This is a genomic window from Mitsuokella sp. AF33-22, from assembly GCF_003475755.1.
Classification (GTDB): Bacteria; Bacillota; Negativicutes; order Selenomonadales; family Selenomonadaceae; genus Mitsuokella.
Genome location: NZ_QRQA01000005.1, coordinates 13,695 through 35,080, shown reverse-complemented (window position 1 = coordinate 35,080; position 21,386 = coordinate 13,695). Strand labels below are relative to the sequence as shown.

The window sequence follows — 21,386 nt, the reverse complement described above, 5'->3', positions numbered from 1 at the left end:
GAACCTAAAATGTTAATTTCTTCTGTATAGTTTTGAGTGTGCATGAAGCACCTGCGAAAGCGGGTGCTTTTTTCGTACTGACGACAAAATCCCTGCAAGAAAAAGGGCTTCACCATCAGGTGAGCCCTTCGTTTCTTGCAGGGATTTTTTTATTTCTGACCGAGCACTTCTCCCTTTATGGCCGTTTCCATCAGGAAGTTCTGTGCGGCTATCGGCGTGCTGCCCTTGCGGCACGAAGCGCGGACATACGAGCCGTCGGAACGCATCAGATAGGCTTTCTTATTGTCTTTGATGTAGGTGTTCAGGATGGCCTTCAGGCGTTTCTTATGCGCTTTGCCTGCCACCGGGATCATGAGTTCCACGCGGTTGTTGAGGTTGCGCGGCATCCAGTCAGCCGAGGAAATGAAGACATCATCCTTGCCGCCGTTGCGGAAGTAGAGGATGCGGCTGTGTTCGAGGAAACGTCCTACGATGCTGCGGACATGGATGTTCTCACTGACGCCTTTGATGCCCGGGCGCAGGACGCAGATGCCGCGGACGATGAGGTCAATCTTGACGCCGGCAGCAGAAGCCTCGTAGAGCTTGGCAATCAGGAAGCGGTCGAGAAGGGAATTCATCTTGGCCGCGATATAGGCTTTTTCACCGTTCTGGGCGTGACGGATTTCCTGGTCAATCTCAGCCATGATGGTTTCGCGCAGGTTGAGCGGCGCGACGATGAGCTTGTTCCATACCGGCGGGTCAGAGAAGCCCGACAGGAAGTTGAAGAAGCGGGAGCCGTCCATGCCAATCTCATTGTCACAGGTCAGGAGGCCGACATCGGTGTAGATCTTGGCCGTGGAGCCGTTGTAGTTACCCGTGGCCAGGTGGCAGTAACGACGGATGCCGTCTTCTTCGCGGCGGATGACCATCGTGATCTTGGAGTGCGTCTTGAGTCCGAGTATGCCGTAAATGACGTGGCAGCCGGCTTCTTCGAGCAGTCTGGCCATGAGGATGTTGTTCTCCTCGTCGAAACGAGCCTTGACTTCCATGAGGACCGTGACCTGCTTGCCGTTGCGGGCAGCTGCGGCGAGTGCTGCAATGATCGGGGATTTGCTGCTCACGCGGTACAAGGTCTGCTTGATGGCAAGGACATTGTCGTCGTAGGCCGCCGTATGGATGAACTGTTCGACGGTGTGGAAGCTCTCGAACGGATGGTGCAGCAGGATATCGCCTTCGCGGATGGCCTTCCAGATATCCGGGGCCTTGCGGGCTGCGAGTTCGATGGACGGACGCGGGATGAAGGGCTTGTAGCGCAGGTGATCGAAGCCTTCGATGTTGGCGAAGGAGGAGAAGAATGCGGCGCCGAGCGGTCCCTGGATCGTGTAGATATCGCCGTCTTCAAGCTCGAGTTCCTTCTGAAGGATCTGGCGCGTCTCAGCAGACGTGCTCTTGGCGATTTCCAGGCGTACCGCAGCGCCCTTGCGGCGTTTTTCCAGAGACTTCTCGACCTCGGTCAGCAGGTCGTCGACATCTTCGCGGATGTCGAGGTCGGCGTCGCGCGTGATGCGGAACGGCGTTGTTTCGAGAATTTCGTAACCGGTGAAGAAACGGCTGGCAAAATAACTCAGGACATCTTCTAGGTAGAGGAAATGCAGCGTATCCGGCAGCTTGATGAGGCGCCCGAGGATGGCCGAAGGCACCGGCAGGATGGCCAGGCGGATTTCCTCTTCTTCATGGCGTTTGAGATGCACGGCCAGGTTCAGGCTCTTGCTGGCGAGGAAGGGGAAAGGGTGTGAGGGATCGACGGCCATCGGCGTGACAATCGGATAAATCTCGCGCTCAAAGAATTCCGTCAGCCAGAGTTCCTGATGGCGCGTCAAGTCAGTCGGGCTGATGAAGTGGATGCCTTCGCCCTTGAGCTCGGCGAGTATAAGACGCAGGCAGCGGTCGATGTCATGAATCTGATTATGCGCGAGGCAGCTTACGGCTTCCATCTGGCCGCGTGGCGTCAGACCGCTGATGTCGTGATGGTCGATGCCGCTCTCGAGCAGATGCTTGAGGCCGGCCACGCGAATCATGAAGAACTCATCGAGGTTGGAGCAGGTGATGGCGATGAAGCGAAGGCGTTCCAGCAGAGGATTCTCCTTGCTCAGTGACTCACGCAGGACGCGCTGGTTGAATTTGAGCCAGGTGCATTCACGATTCAGATAGTATTCCCGCTTGTGGAAGTCAATGACGTCCACCGCTCGTTCCTGTTCGTTCTCTTTCTTTTTTTTCATGGGTTATTTCCTCCTAAGAACCGGTTCAATGCCGAAAATTTCACAGAAAAGTACCGATGCGCGCTGGAAGGTCCAACGAATCAGCGAGATATCATCTTCGGCGGTGTATTCGACAATCAGCTGCTCGCGGACCAGGCGGGCGGATACGTTCTTGATCTTGCCGCTGTGGCCCTGATCGAGGGCATCGGCCAGGCGCAGGATGGCGCAGCATTTATCGGCGATGATCTCCTGATCGCGCGTGAGTTCCTGGTAATGCCGGTCATGACGGTCTGGATTATCCTTGTTGTAATAGTAATCGATGCAGGCGATGATTTCCTTTTCGGCATCGGTGATGCCGAAAATATCGGTGCCGAGGATGATCTGCCACGAATACAGTGTGTAATTGCGCAGATTGACGAATTTTCCGACCTCATGCAGGATGGCACTCATGCGCAGCAGCATGCCCTGCCGTTCGGTCAGGCCATGGACGTTGCGCAGGGCTGTGAAGAACATGGCCGCGTATTCCTCGATGCGGGATCCATGGTCGAGATTGCAGCTGTAGCGTGCTGCGATGCTGTGGGCAAGTCCGAGCAGCAGCTCGTTCTGTTCCTCGATGGCCTGGGGCGACTGCTTGATGGCACCGCACCAGACAGCATAGCTCATGAGGAAGGTCGTATCGATGACGAGAATGGACTCGATGTGCATCGTGCGCACGACCTCTTCGTAGAGCAGCAGGGTCGGCAGCAGGAGCTTGGCGCGCTGTTCGTTGAGATTGAATTCGTACATGAGTTTGCGCGTTGTCAGAGGGATTAGAGAAGTCGTCATGGACAGGAAGGCATCCGGGTCGATTTGGATGGGATAGGAATCCTTCTTTTGTGCCAGCAGCGAAGCAAAAATGCGCGCCTCAAAGCCTGAAAGCACCAGCGTGTGGATTTTGGCGTGCTCGATGCTGCTCCAGAGCGGCGACAAGGAGGCATGGATGTAGTCGCGTACGGCAGCGGGGAACATGATATCGGAGCGTTCTTCCTGGCTAAAATGCTCGAGAATGCTCAATCGTCCGCTGGCGATATTGGTCTGGAAGAGCAGATTGCCGTTCTGCCAGCCTGTGAAGCCCACACCACCGGAGGTGACATCGAGCAGCAGGACCGGTTTCTTGCCAATTGCTTCATGGTTTTTCTTGAGTTTCTGATGCAGGGCAAAGAATTTGTAGTAAATTTCTTCCGTCATATCCGCAACGTGGAAGACGAAGCCCGTGCGCAGTTTCAGGAGGTCGAGGATGCCAAGGCTGTTTTCTGCCTCGCGGATGGCCGTAGTGGCAATCGGGTAGACCTCGGTGACCCCATAATCGGCGAGCAGCTGGCGGAATCCTTGCAGGACACGGCAGAGCTCATGAATCGAAGCGAAGGAGAGGCGCTGGTGATGAAAAATCTCTTCGCCGAGCGGGATTTCCTTATTGGCTGCTTCGATGATCTCGCAATCCGTCGGCGAGCGGTAGGCCACGATGGCCACACTTGTGTGGATTGAGCCAATATGCACGACACCGAAGGTCGTTTTTCTCTTCATAAAAATCTACATCCTTTCGGGTATATCAAGGGCGTGATTCACTGCCTGTATTAAACTTATGATAACACGTTTTATATGGGAACATGCATCTCGATTGTAATGTTTTTGTAAATTTTTCATTCATTCGCGCACGATTGTTCGAATTCAGGATGGATCATGGAATGGTTTGTTTCTAATCTTGAAGCAGGTCTTGCAAATTGATATACTGAAAGGAAAGAGGGTTCAGCTCAGGAAGGGGATTTTTATGGAGAGAGTGGCAATCATCGATATGGGATCCAATTCAATCCGCTTTATCATCATGCAGATTGCAGAGAATCATTCCTATCGATTGGAGTATCAGCAGAAGGAGGCCATCCGCCTGGGACGCGGGATGTCTGAGACGGGGAAGCTCAATCCTGCCGGTGTCAAGCGCGCAATGGAATGCCTCAAGGTCTATCGCCACATGATGGAGGTCATGAAGATCACGAAATGTATCGCCGTGGCGACGGCGGCCGCCCGCAATGCCAAGGACGGTCCGGCCTTCATCGAGCGCATCAAGCGCGAGACGGGCATCGAGGTCACGGTCATATCGGGTGAGCGCGAGGCATACCTCGGCTACCTCGGCGTGGTCAATACGATTGCCGAGGACCATTACCTGCAGTTTGACCTCGGCGGTGCTTCCATCGAAATCTCTCTGGTCGAGCATCGCAAGATCGTGGAATCCGTATCCGTGCCCATTGGCGCCGTAACGGTCACCGATGCCTTCAATCTGTCGGATAAGGTGACCTCAGCGGCTCTCGACCGCTGCAAGAGCTTCATCCAGGAAAAGTATGAGACGATGATCCCCTGGGCCAAGGGCGTGAATCTGCCCATCGTCGGCGTGGGCGGCACCGTGCGAAACCTCGCCAAGATGGACCAGGCCCACACGAATTACCAGCTGGCACGCATCCATAATTACATCATCCCGCGCAAGCGCTTTGACGACAATTACAATGCCATCATCAAGTCGAGCCTTGCAAACCGCCGCCGCATGCGCGGTCTTTCGACGGAGCGAGCCGATATTATCGTGGCTGGCGCGCTCATCATCCGCTGCCTCGTGGAGTTTGCCGGGGGACGCGATCTCATCGTCTCCGGCTGCGGCCTGCGCGAAGGCGTCTTCTACGAATACTACGGAGAGAAGTACGGGCAGGGGCCTGTCGTACAGGATATCCTGCGCGCCAGCGTGAAGAATTATCTCGGCACGACGGAGTGCCAGCCGGAGCATCTGGCGCGCGTGCGCGATCTCGCACTCAGCCTCTTTGACCAGCTGCGCCCGCTGCACAAGGCAGGCAGGCGCGAGCGCGAACTCCTTGAAGTGGCCGCTTCGATGCACGATTCGGGCAAGACCATCAATTACTATGAGCACGCGCGCCATTCCGCCTTCATCATCGCGCATGCTCCAATCTATGGCATGCGTCAGAAGGAACAGCTCATCGCGTCCTTCATCGCGGGCTTCCATCACGGTATCAGCAACAAGATCATGCGTTCCTACCGCTACGCGATGATGCTGACGCAGGAAGACTGGCAGCTCGTGCGCAGGCTTTCCCTGCTGCTGGCTTTGTCAGAAGCCGCCGATGTGACGTATGAAGGCGTCGTCACGGGTTTTGACGTCACAAATGACGAAGAGGGCGTCGTGCTGGCCGTTCGCAGCGGCAAAGGTACCTCGCATAGTGCGGCGGACTTTGAAATGAAAACGTATGCTAAGCAATTCAAGAAGGAATATGGCAAACCGCTCATCATTCTCTGGCACAAAGACTGAGGTTGACAAGCGGACGCCCTTTTGCTAAACTCGTAATAGCAATGATGAAGAAGAGTAGCCTCAAAGTTAGCGAGACGGCGATGGTGCAAGGCCGTCAGGGAGGCGAAAGGCACTTCGGAGCAGAATCCCATAGCTTGAGGTGGGTTTTCCCTGGGAAAACCAATCAGGGTGGAACCGCGGTACTTGTCATGCAAGTCTCGTCCCTGTAACGTCACGTTGCAGGAACGAGACTTTTTTGTTTCTGTAACAATTTGGAAAAGGAGTTGTTCCCATGAAATTTCAGGAAATCATCCTGGCCCTGCAGAAATTCTGGTCGGAGCAGGGCTGCATTCTGGCAGAACCGTACGATGTGGAGAAGGGCGCCGGCACGATGAATCCGTCGACCTTCCTGCGCGTGCTGGGCCCGGAGCCCTGGCATGTCGCTTATGTCGAGCCTTCGCGCCGTCCGGCCGATGGCCGTTATGGCGATAATCCGAACCGCCTGTATCAGCATCATCAGTTCCAGGTCATCATGAAGCCGTCGCCGGACAACATCCAGGAGCTCTACTTAGAGAGTCTTGAGCGCCTCGGCATCGACCCGAAGCAGCATGATATCCGCTTCGTCGAGGATAACTGGGAATCGCCGACGCTCGGCGCCTGGGGCCTGGGCTGGGAAGTATGGCTTGACGGCATGGAAATCACGCAGTTCACGTATTTCCAGCAGGTCGGCAGCCAGGATGTGCGTCCGGTGGCTTCGGAGATCACGTACGGCCTCGAGCGTCTCGCCATGTACATCCAGGGCGTCGAGAATGTCTACGACATCCAGTGGACGGATGATTACACGTATGGCGATGTCTTCCATCAGAACGAGTACGAGCAGTCGGTCTACGCCTTCGATCTTTCCGATGAGGCCCTGCTCTTCGATCTCTTCGACAAATACGAGAAGGAAGCCGTGCGCATCATCGAGAAAGGCTACGTCCATCCGGCTTACGATTACGTGCTCAAATGCTCGCATACCTTCAATCTGCTGGATGCCCGCGGTGCCATCTCGGTTTCGCAGCGCGCCGCTTTCATCGGCCGCGTCCGCAAGCTCGCGCGCCTTTGCGCCGAGTGCTATCTGAAACAGCGTGAAGAGCTCGGTTATCCGATGCTGTATAGAGGGGAGAAGTGAGCATGGCTAAGGATCTGTTATTTGAAATCGGCACGGAAGAGATTCCGGCCCATGTAATGCCGGGCACACTGGCCCAGCTCAAGGAACATGCGGAAAAGGCATTCAAGGAGAACCGCATCGCCTTTGATGCCATCCGCACGCTCGGTACGCCGCGCCGCACGGCACTTCTCGTCAAGGGCCTCGCGGAGAAACAGGAAGATGTCACGAGCGAGAACCGCGGCCCGTCCGTCAAGATCGCCTTTGATGCTGACGGCAAGCCAACGAAGGCTGCACAGGGATTTGCCCGCGGTCAGCACGTCGCGCCGGAAGACCTCGTCGTCAAAGACGGCTATGTCTATGCGGAAGTCCATGAGGAAGGCCAGCCGACGGCAAAGCTCCTCGAGACGCTGCTGCCGGAACTCGTCTGCGGCCTCTCCTTCCCGAACAACATGCGCTGGGGCGACCTCGACTTCAAGTTCATCCGCCCGATCCGCTGGTTCGTTGCCCTTTATGACAAGGATGTCATCCCGTTTGAGCTCGCCAACGTCAAATCGGGCCGCACGTCCCGCGGCCACCGCTTCCTCTCGCAGGGCGATTTCACGATTGATTCGGCCGCTGACTACGAAGCGGCCTGCGAGGAGAACTTCATCATCGTCGATCAGGATAAGCGCAAGGCCATGATTCGCGAGCAGATCGAGGAAGTCGCCAAGGAAAATGGCGGCCAGGCCGAGATCACGGACGACCTGCTCGAAGAAGTCCTCTATCTCGTGGAGTATCCGACGGCTCTCTGCGGCAAATTTGAGGAGAAATACCTGCAGCTGCCGCCGGAAGCCGTCATCACGCCGATGCGCGACCATCAGCGTTACTTCCCGGTCAAGGATGCTGCTGGCAAGCTGCTGCCGCTCTTCATCACCGTGCGCAACGGCGGCAGGGAATATCTCGAGACGGTCCAGCACGGCAATGAGCGCGTGCTGCGCGCCCGCCTGGCCGATGCCCAATTCTTCTTCGATGAAGACCGCAAGAAGAGCCTCGAGGAGCATCGCGACAAATTAAAGACCGTCGTCTTCCAGCAGGGCCTCGGCACGATGTACGAGAAGACGGAGCGCCTGGCTGCTCTCGCGGACTTCATCGCTGACGAACTCCATGCCGATGAGAAGGCACACAAGCACGCACATCGCGCGGCACTGCTCTCGAAAGCCGATCTCGTCACGGGCATGGTCACGGAGTTCACCGAACTGCAGGGCATCATGGGCCGCGAGTACGCAAAGCTTGACGGCGAGTGCGAGAAGGTGGCCATCGCCATCGACGAGCATTACAAGCCACGCTTTGCCGGTGACAGCCAGCCCGCTACGACGGCCGGCCGCATCGTGAGTACGGCTGACAAGATCGATACGATTGTCGGCACGTTCAGCCTCGGCAAGATCCCGACGGGCTCGCAGGATCCGTTCGCCCTTCGCCGCCAGGCTCTCGGCCTCGTCAACATGATGATCGAAGCGAAATACCATCTGAGCCTTTCTGCACTTGTCAACAAGTCGATGGACCTCTACGGCATTACGGATGAGGCAGCTCGCGAAAAGATGCAGCAGGATGTGGCAGACTTCATGCGCCTGCGCCTCAAGAACGTCCTCGAGTCCATCCGCTACGACGTGCTCGATGCCGTGCTCGGCGATGTCGATGATCTCTACGCCGTCGCTCAGCGTGCAGCGGCTGTGGAAGCATTCGTGGCAGGCAAGGATGCGGAGAAGGACATCCAGGCATTCGTGCGCGTGGGCAACCTGGCCAAGAAGGCCGGGCAGACTGTTGTGGATGCGGCGCTCTTCCAGAATGACGAGGAACGCGCACTCTATGCGGCCTATGAGGAAGCTGATAAGGCTGCTGCCGAGAAGCTCCAGGCCGAGGATTACGCCGGCGCCCTTGAAGCCTTCACGCAGCTTTCGCAGCCCATCGATGCCTTTTTCGATGGCGTCATGGTCATGGACAAGGATGAGAACATCCGCGACAACCGTCTGGGCCTGCTGAAGAGCATCGACGCGCTCGTGAAGCGTGTGGCTGATTTCAGCAAGATCGTCACGGCCTGATGCCTCTGACTCGATGCCGGACCAGGCAATGACAGGAAAAGGACCTGATATCCGATGAAACCGGATACCAGGCCCTTTCTTTTTCCTGTGTTATCAAGTGGTGTGTTTTGTCTTTAGGAAGCTTTGTTCTTCTCGAGATCGTATTCCAGATGTGTGCAGGCCTTTTCCTGATCGCCGTCGACCATGAGCACATGTCCATCAAACAGGACCAGGCGGTCGTCCCAGCGATACTGCACGGCATCGCTGCTGATGGAGAGCCCCGGCCGCTTCATGGAACAGCGCTGGCCAAACAGGAAGGCGCGGCTGTCGTCAAGGCTGGCATAGATGGCCTCGCCGCTGAAGATGATCTCGTTTTCAACCAGGCGTGCATTGCCCTGCATCCAGATGGTGCGCAGATTGCTCGTCAGCTGTGCTTCATTGGCCAGCAGCATGCGGCTGCCGAGATCGATGCGCACGTTGCCGTGGCAGACGTAACGGCCCGTCTGTTCATCATAGCTCACCTGGTCGGCTGATACAGCTTCCGGCTGGCTGCGGCCCGGAGCCTGCAGAGTCTGCGCGGCCCCCAGGCGCGTGCCGGTGTGCAGGGCAATCAGCAAGACCAGGCAGAAGAGCAGGCATATTTTTCCTTTTCCCACGGGAATCACCTCATAATCGTCCAATTCTACACTTCTATTTTACTCCAGTCGTGATTATTTTGCAAAATAGGGGGCAAGCGATACGAAATAGGGGCAGGAAATCGGGCAGTCTTTCTCGTAATATAATAGATAGCGGGAACTTGAAGAGACATGTCTCTGTGGTTCCTGTATACGCAACATGGTTAAGACAAAAAGCTGATTGGCAGGAGGTGGGATGTGCCTTGAATATCCGAGAACGGACGGAAGAGCTGGAATACCAGCTGCTGGCACCGCAGGCGGCGAAAAGCAGGGCGGCGAAGCGCAAGCTGCCGATGGAGGAATGTGAGTTCCGCACGAAGTTCCAGCGTGACCGCGACCGCATCCTGCATTCCAAGTCATTCCGGCGCCTCAAGCGGAAGACACAGGTCTACATCGTGGCCGGCGATCACTATCGCACGCGCATGACACACAGCCTTGAAGTGGCGCAGATCTCGAGAACCATTGCCAGAGGGCTGCGGCTCAATGAGGATCTGACGGAAGCCATCGCGCTCGGGCACGATGTCGGCCATACGCCCTTCGGCCATGCCGGTGAAGCCGTCATGAACGAACTGACGGGGCATTTCGCGCACAACGAGCAGAGCCTGCGCGTCGTGGAATTCCTCGAAAAGGGAGGCCGTGGACTCAACCTGACGTATGAGGTCAAGGACGGCATCGTCAATCACACGGGGCCGCATCTTCCCAAGACACTCGAAGGGCGCATCGTGCGCACGGCTGACCGCATCGCGTATCTCTGCCACGATTACGACGACAGCCTGCGCGCGGGACTGCTCAAGGACGGTGATCTGCCGCAGGAGGTCTACGACTGCTTTGGGCCGGATACTTCGCATATGATCACGAGCATGGTCGGAGACATGATTGAGAATTCCCGGGAATTGAAGGATGTCCGGCCCTCCCGCAGGGTGCAGGAAGTCATGGATCATTTCCGCAGCTTTATGTTCGAGCATATCTATCTCTCGCCGGCGCTGGCTGATGAGCGGCGTCAGGCAGGCTTTGTGCTGCGGGCGCTCTACGCGTATTTCCTCGACCATTTCGAGGTACTGCCGGAAGAATTCCGGCAGCGGGAGAAACGGTGGAGCCGCAGCCAGATCGTAACGGATTATGTGGCGGGGCTGACAGACAGCTATGCCGTCCAGCGATTCAATGAAATCTTCGTGCCGCCGGTGGGCCGCGTGCTGAAGGCGGGCTCCTGAGACTGGCCGGGGATGAACCGTTTGCGCGATTGGTTGAAAACTTTCTTGCCGTCAGGCAGGTTTTTGGACAATCGTAGCGAATATACTACAAGTGCCAGAAGAATCGGCACAGGATGCATGCCAATAGAATGGAAGGATACAGCAAGGTGGATCGTATGCGCAATGAGGAGATGGACGATTTCGTCGAACGGGTCAATGCCCAGACGGATATCCTGAGCGTCGTACAGGGATATGTTCCCATGAAACGCAAGGGCAACCGCTACTGGGGCTGCTGCCCGTTCCATCAGGAAAATACGCCATCGTTCTCCGTCGTACCCGACAAGGGCTTCTTTTACTGCTTTGGCTGTCATGCGGGCGGCAACGCCTTCAAATTCCTTTCGATGATCGAGAACGTATCGTACTTTGAAGCCATCAAGCTCCAGGCGGAAAAGCTGGGGATTCCCCTGCCGGAGCGTCACAAGAGTCCGCAGGAATTGGCCCGTGAACAGGAGCGGAAGGATTTGCGCAAGGTCAATGAGCTCGCGCGGGATTTCTTCCACAATTGCCTGACGATGACGCGGCTCGGGGAACCGGGATTGGCATATTTCAAGAAACGTGGCATCCGTCCTGAGACGATTGAGGAATTTCAACTCGGTTTTGCACCACTTGCCTGGGATAAGTTGTCCACGGCTTTCTTGAAGCGTGGAATCAAGCAGGAATTTTTATTGGCAAGCGGCCTCGCGGCTGAGCGTCGTAACGGCAACGGCCTTTATGACAGATTCCGAGGCCGCGTCATCATCCCGATTGCGGATGAACGCGGGCGAGTGGTTGGATTTGGCGGCCGGGTTCTCGATGACTCGACCCCGAAATACTTGAATACGCCGGAAACCGTGCTCTTCAACAAGCGGCGCATCCTGTTCGGACTGGACCGCGCTCACCGCGCCATCCAGCGCGAAGGATACGCCATTGTCGTGGAGGGCTACATGGATGCAATCTCTGTTTTTGACGCTGGCGTCGAAAACGTTGTCGCCTCTTTGGGAACGGCCTTTACGCCGGAACACAGCAAACTGCTCCTGCGCTATGCGCCGGTGATCTGCTTTTGCTACGACAGCGATGAGGCCGGCCAGAATGCGACGATACGGGCCCTGTCGATTGTCCGCGATACAGGAGCGGAGGTCCGGGTCATCGTCGTGCCGGATGGCAAGGATCCGGATGAGTACATACGGAAGCACGGCGCAGAGGCCTTTCGCGCCCTCGTGCAAAAGGCCATGCCGCTCGTGGATTACCGCCTGCACTACGTGCTCTCCCACACGCGATACGATACGCTGGCCGGGAAGGTACAGGCCCTGCAGGCCATGATGCCCGTGCTCGCGGGCATCCGCAAGCCGACTGAGCGCAGCGAATACGAAAAAAAGCTCGCACAGGCCCTGATGCTCGATGAGGGCGTGGTGCAGGCCGAACTGGCCCGCTATCGGCCGGAGGTCCTGCCGAAGGAGACGAAGGCCCCTGTGCGTCAGGCTGTCGTGCAGCAGGACGATGCCCTGCGCCGGGCCGGACGCATCGTCATCCGCATGGCCTGGCAGGATCCTGCCGTCCTCGCTCATGTGGAGACGATCTTAACGCTCGAGAAGCTGGCAGATCCCGTGCAGCGCGAGATTCTGCTGCTCTTGAAGCAGGGCCTTTCAGAAGGCCGTCCCGTGGATGAGGCCATGACGGCCGGCTTGAGCGATGAAGCGTCCGCAGAGCTTTCCCGAGCCCTCGTCGAGAATCTCGGGGGACGGGAGGAAACCCAGGCTTATGAGGACTCGCTCAAGGTACTCAAGAAAGCGGAGCTCAACGCATTGTATATGGAACACAGCCGCAGGGCCAATGAATACCTGCAGGCTGGCAATAAGGCGTATCTGGATGAATTGAATGAGGTAAATAAGATTAAACATGAAATGGATGAATGGTGAACTGTTGACGATTGTATGGATGGGACGTCTGGAAAGGGGGCAGTCGAATGGCTGAAAAGAAGACCGCAAAGGCTGCTGGCAAGAGCCGCAGCTCTGAGATCATAGAGAGCCTGTTATCGAAGGGAAAGAAGAATGGTGGCACGCTGACATATGGAGAGTTGGTGGATGCCCTGCAGACGCAGGATCTGTCGCCGGATGAGATTGACGCCATGTACGATATGTTCAGCAAGCGTGGCATCGAGATCGTGGATGATTCCAACAGCGATTCTCATGATGACGATGTGGACATGGATGTGGACAAAGCTGACGAAGATGTGGAAATCGACCTCAGCGTACCGGAAGGTGTCAGCATCGATGATCCTGTGCGCATGTACCTCAAGGAAATCGGCCGCGTCCCCCTGCTGACGGCAGAAGAAGAGGTCGCACTGGCTAAACGCATGGAGGCCGGTGACGAAGAGGCCCAGAAGCGCCTGGCGGAAGCCAACCTGCGCCTGGTCGTCAGCATCGCCAAACGCTATGTCGGCCGCGGCATGCTCTTCCTGGATCTCATTCAGGAAGGCAACCTGGGCCTCATCAAGGCCGTGGAGAAATTTGATTACAACAAGGGCTATAAATTCAGTACGTATGCGACCTGGTGGATCCGTCAGGCCATCACGCGCGCCATCGCGGACCAGGCCCGTACCATCCGCATCCCGGTACACATGGTCGAGACGATCAACAAGCTCATCCGCGTGTCGCGCCAGCTCCTGCAGCAGCTCGGACGTGAACCGACCCCGGAGGAAATCGCCAAGGAAATGGAGATCAGCGTCGAGCGCGTGCGCGAGATCATGAAGATCGCACAGGAACCGGTGTCGCTCGAGACGCCAATCGGCGAGGAAGAGGATTCGCATCTCGGCGATTTCATCGAAGACCAGGATGCAACGGCACCTGCCGATGCGGCTTCATTCATGCTGCTCAAGGAACAGCTCGAGGATGTTCTCGATACGCTGACGCCGCGTGAGGAAAAGGTTCTGCGCCTGCGCTTCGGACTCGACGACGGCCGTGCCCGCACGCTCGAAGAGGTCGGCCAGAATTTCGGTGTCACGCGCGAGCGCATCCGCCAGATTGAGGCCAAGGCCCTGCGCAAGCTGCGCCATCCGAGCCGCAGTCGCAAGCTCAAGGATTTCCTGGACTGAGTCAGGCTTTGAGATTCGTGCATAAAAATAACCTGTTTCATGTTTGGCATGGAACAGGTTATTTTTTGTATCAACTAAAAAAATTTTTTGCGTTTCTGACACAGGAAAGCGGGAGACCGGCGCTGGATGTTCTGGCCATGACGTATATTTGCCAGATGGAACAGGACAATTTTTTTGTCGGCAGGTATTGACATATCCCTGTACACACCCTATAATAATATCTGTTGTTGATATTCCTCGATAGCTCAGCCGGTAGAGCACCTGACTGTTAATCAGGCTGTCGCAGGTTCGAATCCTGCTCGAGGAGCCATACGCATTGTAAGGGTGTAACAGTTGTTACACCCTTTTTGTTATGTTATGATAGTGTCATAGTCTGAAAAGGGGGACTTCCTCATGCATCTTGATGATCGACTGCAAGCGTTGGCCGACTTTGTTCCGGAGGGCAGCCGCGTGGCAGATATCGGCACCGATCACGGGTACCTGTCCATCGCGCTCGTCCAGGCGGGAAAAGCGGATTTTGTCGTGGCCAGCGACAAGAATGCCGGCCCCTTCGAGGCTGCGAACCGCACGGTCCGGGAAGCCGGGCTCATGGACAAGATCTCCGTGCGCCTCGGCGACGGACTCGCCACCGTGAAGCCAGGTGAGGTGGATACGATCTGCATCGCCGGCATGGGCGGCGTGCTCATGACGGACATCCTGAACGCATCACAGGATGTCGTCGCGAAGCTTACGACACTGATTCTGCAGCCTCAGAGCGCAGCAGCCGAACTGCGCCGCTGGCTCTATCACAGCCACTGGCATATCGTCGACGAGTCGTTGGCCATCGCGGATGGCCGCATCTATGAGATCATCAAGGCCGAACGCGGCAAGCGCAAGATGCCGGAGGAGATCCTGCTGGAGATCGGACCCGTGCTCTGGGAAAAGAAGCCGCCGCTTCTGCGCCATCACATCGAATCGCTGCTCTTCCAGCAGCGGCGCGTGGCCATCGGCATGGAAAAGAGTAAGCGGGCCCTGTCCTCCAAGAAGTATCAGAAAGTAAAAGATCGCATCAAAGAGTTGGAGGCGCGTTTATCGTGGTAAAATGTCAAGTCATACTCGATGCCATCGAGCGCATCGCACCCAGGCATCTGGCGGAGGAATGGGACAATCCCGGTCTTTTGGTCGGCAGCCCGGCCCAGGAGGTAGGCAGAGTCCTCGTGGCGCTCGATGTCAGTGATGAAGTCGTTCATCAGGCCATCGAGCAGGGCGCGGAACTCATCGTTGCCCATCATCCGCTCATCTTTCATCCGCTCAAGAAGCTGCGCACGGATCTGCCGCTCGGCCATCGCCTGTCTGTCCTGCTGAAGCATGATATCGCCGTCGTGGCGGCGCATACGAATCTCGACATCGCACAGGGCGGCGTCAACGATGTGCTGGCAAACGCCATCGGCCTTTCAAAGCTTTCGAGCTTCATCATCACGGAGCAGCATGAAGATGGCGCGGCCGAGAGCCTCGGGCGCATCGGCTTCCTGCCAGCGCCCATGACCATCCGCGACTTTGCGGCAAAGGTGCGCGAGGCACTGCCGACACAGCACGTGCGTTTCGTGGATGCCGGCGCACACCCCGTGCGCAGGGTCGCGCTCTGCAGCGGTGCCGGTGCCGAATTCATCGGCAAGGCGGCCATGATGGGAGCCGACGTTTACGTGACGGGCGATGTCAAGTATCACGACGCTCAGCAGGCGGCGGAACTCGGCATGCACCTCATCGATGCCGGCCATTTCGGCACGGAATTCCCCGTGGTCAGAGCACTGGCGGCGCGTCTGCGCCAGGAACTCGAACAGGCACCGGGTGAGGTCCGGGTCCTTGAGGACCAGTCTTCCCGTGACTTCTTTGAATTAGCCTGACGATTATGCGTCGGAGAAAGCAGGGGAATATCGTATGGTCAAGAATACTTTGCGGAAACACACGGCACGTTATGCTCAGATCACGATTGGCTGCACGCTTGTCTGCCTGGGCTTCAACTTGTTTTTGATACCGGCCCATCTGATGACGGGCGGTCTAAGTGGTATTGCACTCATTGTTTACTATCTGGCGGGGCTGCCCGTCGGCATGCAGAACATCGTCTACAATCTGCCAATCCTGTACCTGGCCTATCACGTATTCGGCAAGCTCTATGCCGCCGATACGATCTTTGGCACGGTCGTGCTTTCCATCATCCTCGATGCGACGCACTTCATGGTCGATTGGAACGTCTGTGCCGACCCGATGCTCAATTCGATTTTCGGCGGCGTCCTTGCCGGTGCGGGCTTTGGCATGGTCTTCCGCTCGAACGCCAATACGGGCGGACTTGACGTCATCGCCGCCATCACGAAAAAATATTATTCGATCGATGTCGGTACGGTCGTCTTTCTGCTGAACTTCCTCATCATCATCGGATCCATGGTCCTGTTCGGCATCGAAGTGGCCCTGTTCAGCCTCGTGTCGATTTATGTGACGGCTGAACTCACGAACCGCGTGGCCGCCGGTCTCAACCGCGAGAAATCCATTGTCATCGTCTCGCCGCAGGCCAAGACCATCTGTGCGGACATCATGGAGAATGTGCATCGCGGCGCAACGTTCATCGACGGCCGCGGCGGCTTCGCCGAGGAGCCGAAGAACATCCTCTTCGTCGTCGTGAGCCTCACGCAGGTCAGCCGCGTCAAGACGATTGTCGATCACCATGACCCGCAGGCCTTCATGATTGTCTCGGATACCTCCGAGGTATCAGGCAAGGGCTTCACGCTCGAATGCGAGAGCTACGAGGATGCACGGCGCAAATGGAGGCAGACGCACGAAAAGCAGCTGGCCTTCCAGACGGGGAGAGGCCGTGATGCGGGAAACAGTTGACGGCAGGCGCGTTCCCCGCTATAATAAATCATATGTAAACACGTAAAATCCTTGGATGCAGAGCAGTAGGCGCGGAACGCCCAAAGAGAACCGGCGGCAGGTGTGAGCCGGTGACACGAAACGCTGAACTCGCTGCGGAGGAGCAGCTGGGAAACCCTTTTGGAAGGAAACGGCTGACGCCTGCCACGTTACGGCACCGAGAGGATGCTTCGGCATCAAGCAGGGTGGTACCGCGAATCATCGTCCCTGGCTGTCTGAAAAGACGGCCGGGGACTTTTTGTTTTTAGGAGGAAATCAGCATGGAAAGATATTCGCCGCAGGACATCGAGTCGAAATGGCAGCAGAAATGGGAAGCGGAAGAGGTCTACAAGACGGAAGCCGACCCCAACCGCCCGAAGTATTACGCACTTGAGATGTTCCCGTATCCGTCGGGCAATCTGCACATGGGCCATGTGCGCAACTACGCCATCGGCGATGTCATGGCGCGCTACAAGACGATGGAGGGCTTCAACGTCCTGCACCCGATGGGCTTCGACTCCTTCGGCATGCCGGCTGAGAATGCCGCCATCAAGCACGGCGTCAAGCCGGCCGACTGGACGTACAGCAACATCGAGAACATGGAGAAGCAGCAGAAGAAGCTTGGTCTTTCCTATGACTGGGACCGCGAGGTCAAGACGTGCGATCCGTCGTACTACAAGTGGACGCAGTGGCTGTTTGAGCTCTTTTACAAGCGCGGCCTCGCCTACAAGAAAAAGGCATCGGTCAACTGGTGCGACACCTGCGGCACGGTCCTTGCCAACGAGCAGGTTATCGACGGCAAATGCTGGCGCTGCGACCATGAGGTTCACAAGAAGGATCTCTCGCAGTGGTTCCTCAAGATCACGGATTATGCCGATGTGCTCTTAAAGGACCTCGACAAGCTCAAGGGCTGGCCGGAGCGCGTCAAGACGATGCAGGACAACTGGATCGGCCGCAGCGAAGGCCTCGAGTTCAACCTTGAGGCACCGGAGCTCGGCACCTCGATTGCCGCCTACACGACGCGCCCGGATACGGTCTACGGCATCACGTTCCTCGCGCTCGCTGCTGAGCATCCGCTCGTCGACAAGATCTGCGAGAACAATCCGAAGGCCGAGGAGATCCAGGCCTTTGTCAAGCGCACGCGCAATCAGAGTGAGATTGAGCGCACGTCGAGCGAGTCCGAGAAGGAAGGCATTTTCACGGGTGCTTACTGCATCAACCCGTTCAACGGCAAGAAGGTGCAGATCTGGGTCACGAACTACGTCCTTGCCGACTACGGCACGGGCGCCGTCATCGGCGTGCCGTCCGAGGATTCGCGTGACTGGATGTTCGCGACGAAGTACGACATCCCGAAAATCATCACGCTGCAGCCGCGTGACCACGAGCTCAAGCTCGAGGAGATGACAGAAGCCTACACGGACAAGGACGGCGTGCTCGTCAATTCCGCGGAATTCACGGGGCTCGATATCAAGGCTGCGATGAAGGGCATCATGGACAAGGCCGAGAAGGAAGGCTTCGGCAAGCGCCGCGTCAACTTCCGCCTGCGTGATTGGCTCATCTCGCGCCAGCGTTACTGGGGCGCACCGATCCCGGTCATCAACTGCCCGCACTGCGGCGAAGTCCTCGTGCCGGAAAAAGACCTGCCGGTCATGCTGCCGGAGGACGTTTCGTTTGAGCAGGGCTCGCTCTCGCCGCTCGCGTCGAGTGAGAGCTTCGTCCACTGCAAGTGCCCGAAGTGCGGCGCCGATGCGACGCGTGAGACGGATACGATGGATACGTTCATCTGCTCTTCGTGGTACTATCTGCGCTATACGGATCCGCACAACGACAAGGAGCCGTTCGCCAAGGACAAGGTCAACTACTGGGCACCTGTCGACCAGTACATCGGCGGCATCGAGCACGCCATCCTGCATCTCCTGTACTCGCGCTTCTTCACGAAGGTGCTGCACGATGCCGGCCTCGTCGACTTCGATGAACCGTTCACGAACCTCCTGACGCAGGGCATGGTCCTCAAGGACGGCTCGAAGATGTCGAAGTCCAAGGGCAATGTTGTCTCGCCGGAGGAAATCATCGCGAAGTACGGCGCCGATACGGCACGCCTCTTCATCCTGTTCGCCGCGCCGGTCGACCGCGACCTCGAGTGGAGCGACCAAGGCGTCGAGGGCTCCTACCGCTTCCTCAACCGCGTCTGGCGCATCCTCGGACACTTTGAAGATGCCATCAAGAACGGCCCTGAGAAATACGATGTCACGAAGCTCACGAAGGACGAGAAGGATCTGCGCCGCGTCCTGCACGTGACGATTCGCAAGGTCACGGAGGACGTGCGCGACCGCTTCATGTTCAATACGGCCGTATCGTCCATCATGGAGCTCGTCAATGCCTTCTATGGCTTCCAGGACAAGGAGCTCAACGCCGGCCTCGCCCGCGAGGTGGCTGAGAACCTCATCAAGCTCCTGGCCCCGTTTGCCCCGCACATCACGGAAGAACTCTGGAGCCGCCTGTTTGCCGGCCAGGGCAGCGTCCATCAGCAGAAATGGCCTGCTTATGATGAAGCGGCCACGAAGCTCGATGAAATCGAGATCGTGCTGCAGATCAACGGCAAGGTCCGCGACAAGATCACGATCCCTGCCGATACGGACCGCGCGGGTATGCAGGAAATCGCCATGAAGCTGCCGCGTACGCAGGAGCTCACGGCTGGCAAGGAAATCGTCAAGGTCATCTGCGTGCCGAAGAAGCTTGTCAATATCGTGGTCAAGGGCTGAGCCGTCAGCAGGCTGCCTGGCCGCTTATAGAAAATGCCGCATCTGGTCAAAACGACCGGCTGCGGCATTTTCATTGTGATACCAGGGACTCGCAAGAAAGACTTTCTCCACAACCGGGGATATGATATACTATTTTTTGTTTTACGGAAACGGGCGGCAGGAATGCCAGGTCAAGGGCCAAAGAGCCAAGAAAGGAAGAGAACATGAGCGTATTGGAAGTATCCCATCTGTCCCACAGTTACGGTGGCCGGGAGATTTTTGAAGATGTATCGTTCCGCCTGCTCAAGGGGGAGCATGTGGCACTCGTCGGTGCGAACGGCGAGGGCAAATCCACCTTCATGTCCATCATCACGGGCAAGCTGACGCCGGATGCGGGGACTGTGACTTGGGCGAAGCGCACGAAGGTCGGCTACCTCGATCAGCATGCCAAGCTCAAGGCTGGCATGACGATCCGCGAGACGCTGCGCACGGCATTTGACCACCTCGTGCAGCTCGAGCAGGAGATGCTGGCGGCCTACGACAAGATGGGCGAGGCCTCGCCCGAGGAGATGGATCAGCTCATGAAGGATGTCGGCGACATCCAGGATATCCTCGACGCCGGCAGCTATTACACCATCGATGCGCGGATCGAGGAAGTCGCGGGCGGCCTGGGCCTCAGGGACATCGGCCTTGAGCGCAAGGTCGACGAGCTCTCGGGCGGTCAGCGCACGAAGGTGCTTTTGACGAAGCTCCTGCTCGAGAACCCGGAGATCCTGCTGCTCGACGAGCCGACGAATTACCTCGATGCCGAGCATATCAGCTGGCTGACGAACTACCTGCAGAATTATGAGAACGCCTTTATCGTGATCTCGCACGACGTGCCGTTCCTCAACGCCGTGACGAATGTGATCTGGCATGTCGACAACCTCAAGCTCACGCGCTACACGGGCAGCTATGAGAAATTCGAGGAGATGGCCGCACTCAAGCGCCGTCAGGAAGAAGCCGCCTACGAGCGCCAGCAGGCCGAGATCAAGAAAGAACAGGACTTCATCCAGCGCAACAAGGCGCGCGTCGCGACGCGCGGCATGGCCAACAGCCGCCAGAAGAAGCTCGACAAGATGGAGGTCCTGACGAAGCGCCAGGAGAAGCCGAAACCGCACTTCCATTTCCAGCCGGACCGCACGCCGTCGCGTTTTGTCATCGAGGCCAGACGCTTGGTGCTCGGTTACGATACACCGCTGACGAAACCAGTCGATATCAAGGTGGAGCACAATAAGAAAATCGCCATCCGCGGCACGAACGGCCTCGGCAAGTCGACGCTCCTGAAGACCATGCTCGGCCTGATTCCGCCCATCTCGGGCGAGCTCGAACAGGGCGAGTTTGTTTCCGTCGGCTATTTCGAGCAGGAGGAAGCCAAGGGGAACATGAATACGGCGCTGGAGGAGCTCTGGCAGGAATACCCGGGCATGTCGAATTTTGAGGTGCGCGCGGCGCTCGCTTCGTGCGGCCTGACGAATGAGCACATCACGACGAAGATGACGGCGCTCTCTGGCGGTGAGGCCGCCAAGGTCCGCCTGGCCAAGATCATGCAGAAGCCGGTCAATCTGCTCGTGCTCGACGAGCCGACGAATCATCTCGATGTGGAGGCAAAAAAAGAGCTCAAGCGTGCGCTGAAAGAGTACAAGGGTACGCTTTTGCTCGTCTCGCATGAACCGGACTTTTACGAAGACCTCGTGGATGCTGTCTGGAACATCGAGGGCTGGTCGACGAAGATCATCTGACACATATGTTTGTCCAAAAAAGAGGAAAATATCATAAATATAGGATATGCTGGCAGGATTCTTGAACAAGATGTGTTATAATGCAATTGTGAGAGAAAGATAAAGAACCGTCATGAGGGAATGCGGTTATGAGTCAGCATGTATCGTATCGCAAGATCAGGACACATGACGGTTGCAGCCGCCATGTGTCTTTTTCATTTTCCAAGAAAATGGCACATTGAACT

14 protein-coding genes, 1 tRNA gene and 1 other annotated feature are annotated in these 21,386 nt (G+C 57.1%); of the genes, 12 read left to right on the top strand and 3 right to left on the bottom strand.

Annotated features, from left to right (window positions below):
• Positions 1–149: 149 nt before the first annotated feature.
• Both ppk1 and DWZ54_RS04120 read right to left on the bottom strand, forming a co-directional pair.
• Entirely contained in the window at positions 150–2,258 is a 2,109-nt protein-coding gene (gene ppk1, locus DWZ54_RS04125) for a polyphosphate kinase 1 (RefSeq protein WP_118474632.1), read from the bottom strand.
• Positions 2,259–2,261: 3 nt separating this feature from the next.
• Positions 2,262–3,800: a phosphatase gene (locus tag DWZ54_RS04120; protein ID WP_118474631.1), complete on the bottom strand. Its 1,539-nt coding sequence runs from the start codon at positions 3,798–3,800 to the stop codon at positions 2,262–2,264.
• Positions 3,801–4,044: 244 nt separating this feature from the next.
• Here DWZ54_RS04120 and DWZ54_RS04115 point away from each other — a divergent pair, with 244 nt between their 5' ends.
• From DWZ54_RS04115 to glyS, 3 genes are all read left to right on the top strand, one after another.
• Positions 4,045–5,577: a Ppx/GppA phosphatase family protein gene (locus DWZ54_RS04115; protein WP_118474630.1), complete on the top strand. Its 1,533-nt coding sequence runs from the start codon at positions 4,045–4,047 to the stop codon at positions 5,575–5,577.
• A 271-nt stretch (positions 5,578–5,848) separates the two neighbouring features.
• A complete protein-coding gene (glyQ, locus tag DWZ54_RS04110) occupies positions 5,849–6,727 on the top strand; it encodes a glycine--tRNA ligase subunit alpha (RefSeq protein ID WP_118474629.1) in 879 nt (292 codons plus the stop codon).
• A 2-nt stretch (positions 6,728–6,729) separates the two neighbouring features.
• The gene (glyS, locus tag DWZ54_RS04105; RefSeq protein WP_118474628.1) at positions 6,730–8,784 is read left to right on the top strand and encodes a glycine--tRNA ligase subunit beta; all 2,055 of its coding nucleotides are present in this window, start codon (positions 6,730–6,732) and stop codon (positions 8,782–8,784) included.
• A 113-nt stretch (positions 8,785–8,897) separates the two neighbouring features.
• Here glyS and DWZ54_RS04100 read toward each other — a convergent pair whose 3' ends face one another.
• Positions 8,898–9,419: an LptA/OstA family protein gene (locus tag DWZ54_RS04100; RefSeq protein WP_158573608.1), complete on the bottom strand. Its 522-nt coding sequence runs from the start codon at positions 9,417–9,419 to the stop codon at positions 8,898–8,900.
• A 221-nt stretch (positions 9,420–9,640) separates the two neighbouring features.
• Here DWZ54_RS04100 and DWZ54_RS04095 point away from each other — a divergent pair, with 221 nt between their 5' ends.
• The 9 genes from DWZ54_RS04095 to DWZ54_RS04055 all read left to right on the top strand — a co-directional run bounded on the left by DWZ54_RS04095 (position 9,641) and on the right by DWZ54_RS04055 (position 21,162).
• Complete coding sequence (locus tag DWZ54_RS04095) at positions 9,641–10,648, top strand: deoxyguanosinetriphosphate triphosphohydrolase (protein WP_118474626.1); 1,008 nt, start codon at positions 9,641–9,643, stop codon at positions 10,646–10,648.
• A gap of 155 nt (positions 10,649–10,803) precedes the next feature.
• Positions 10,804–12,582, top strand: a complete 1,779-nt coding sequence (dnaG, locus tag DWZ54_RS04090) for a DNA primase (RefSeq protein ID WP_118474703.1) — start codon at positions 10,804–10,806, stop codon at positions 12,580–12,582.
• Positions 12,583–12,629: 47 nt separating this feature from the next.
• Positions 12,630–13,757, top strand: a complete 1,128-nt coding sequence (gene rpoD, locus DWZ54_RS04085; protein ID WP_118015012.1) for an RNA polymerase sigma factor RpoD — start codon at positions 12,630–12,632, stop codon at positions 13,755–13,757.
• Positions 13,758–13,991: 234 nt separating this feature from the next.
• Positions 13,992–14,067 (top strand) — tRNA-Asn (locus DWZ54_RS04080).
• An 83-nt stretch (positions 14,068–14,150) separates the two neighbouring features.
• Positions 14,151–14,837, top strand: a complete 687-nt coding sequence (locus DWZ54_RS04075) for a class I SAM-dependent methyltransferase (RefSeq protein ID WP_118474625.1) — start codon at positions 14,151–14,153, stop codon at positions 14,835–14,837.
• Positions 14,831–15,640: a Nif3-like dinuclear metal center hexameric protein gene (locus tag DWZ54_RS04070; RefSeq protein ID WP_118474624.1), complete on the top strand. Its 810-nt coding sequence runs from the start codon at positions 14,831–14,833 to the stop codon at positions 15,638–15,640. Before DWZ54_RS04075 ends, DWZ54_RS04070 begins: the two co-directional genes overlap by 7 nt.
• A 34-nt stretch (positions 15,641–15,674) precedes the next feature.
• Entirely contained in the window at positions 15,675–16,622 is a 948-nt protein-coding gene (locus DWZ54_RS04065; protein WP_118474623.1) for a YitT family protein, read from the top strand.
• Positions 16,623–16,665: 43 nt separating this feature from the next.
• Positions 16,666–16,873 (top strand) — a binding site (T-box leader).
• Between the two features lie 48 nt (positions 16,874–16,921).
• Positions 16,922–19,402, top strand: a complete 2,481-nt coding sequence (gene leuS / locus DWZ54_RS04060) for a leucine--tRNA ligase (protein WP_118474622.1) — start codon at positions 16,922–16,924, stop codon at positions 19,400–19,402.
• 203 nt (positions 19,403–19,605) lie between these two features.
• A complete protein-coding gene (locus DWZ54_RS04055; RefSeq protein ID WP_118474621.1) occupies positions 19,606–21,162 on the top strand; it encodes an ABC-F family ATP-binding cassette domain-containing protein in 1,557 nt (518 codons plus the stop codon).
• The last annotated feature ends 224 nt before the right edge of the window (positions 21,163–21,386 follow it).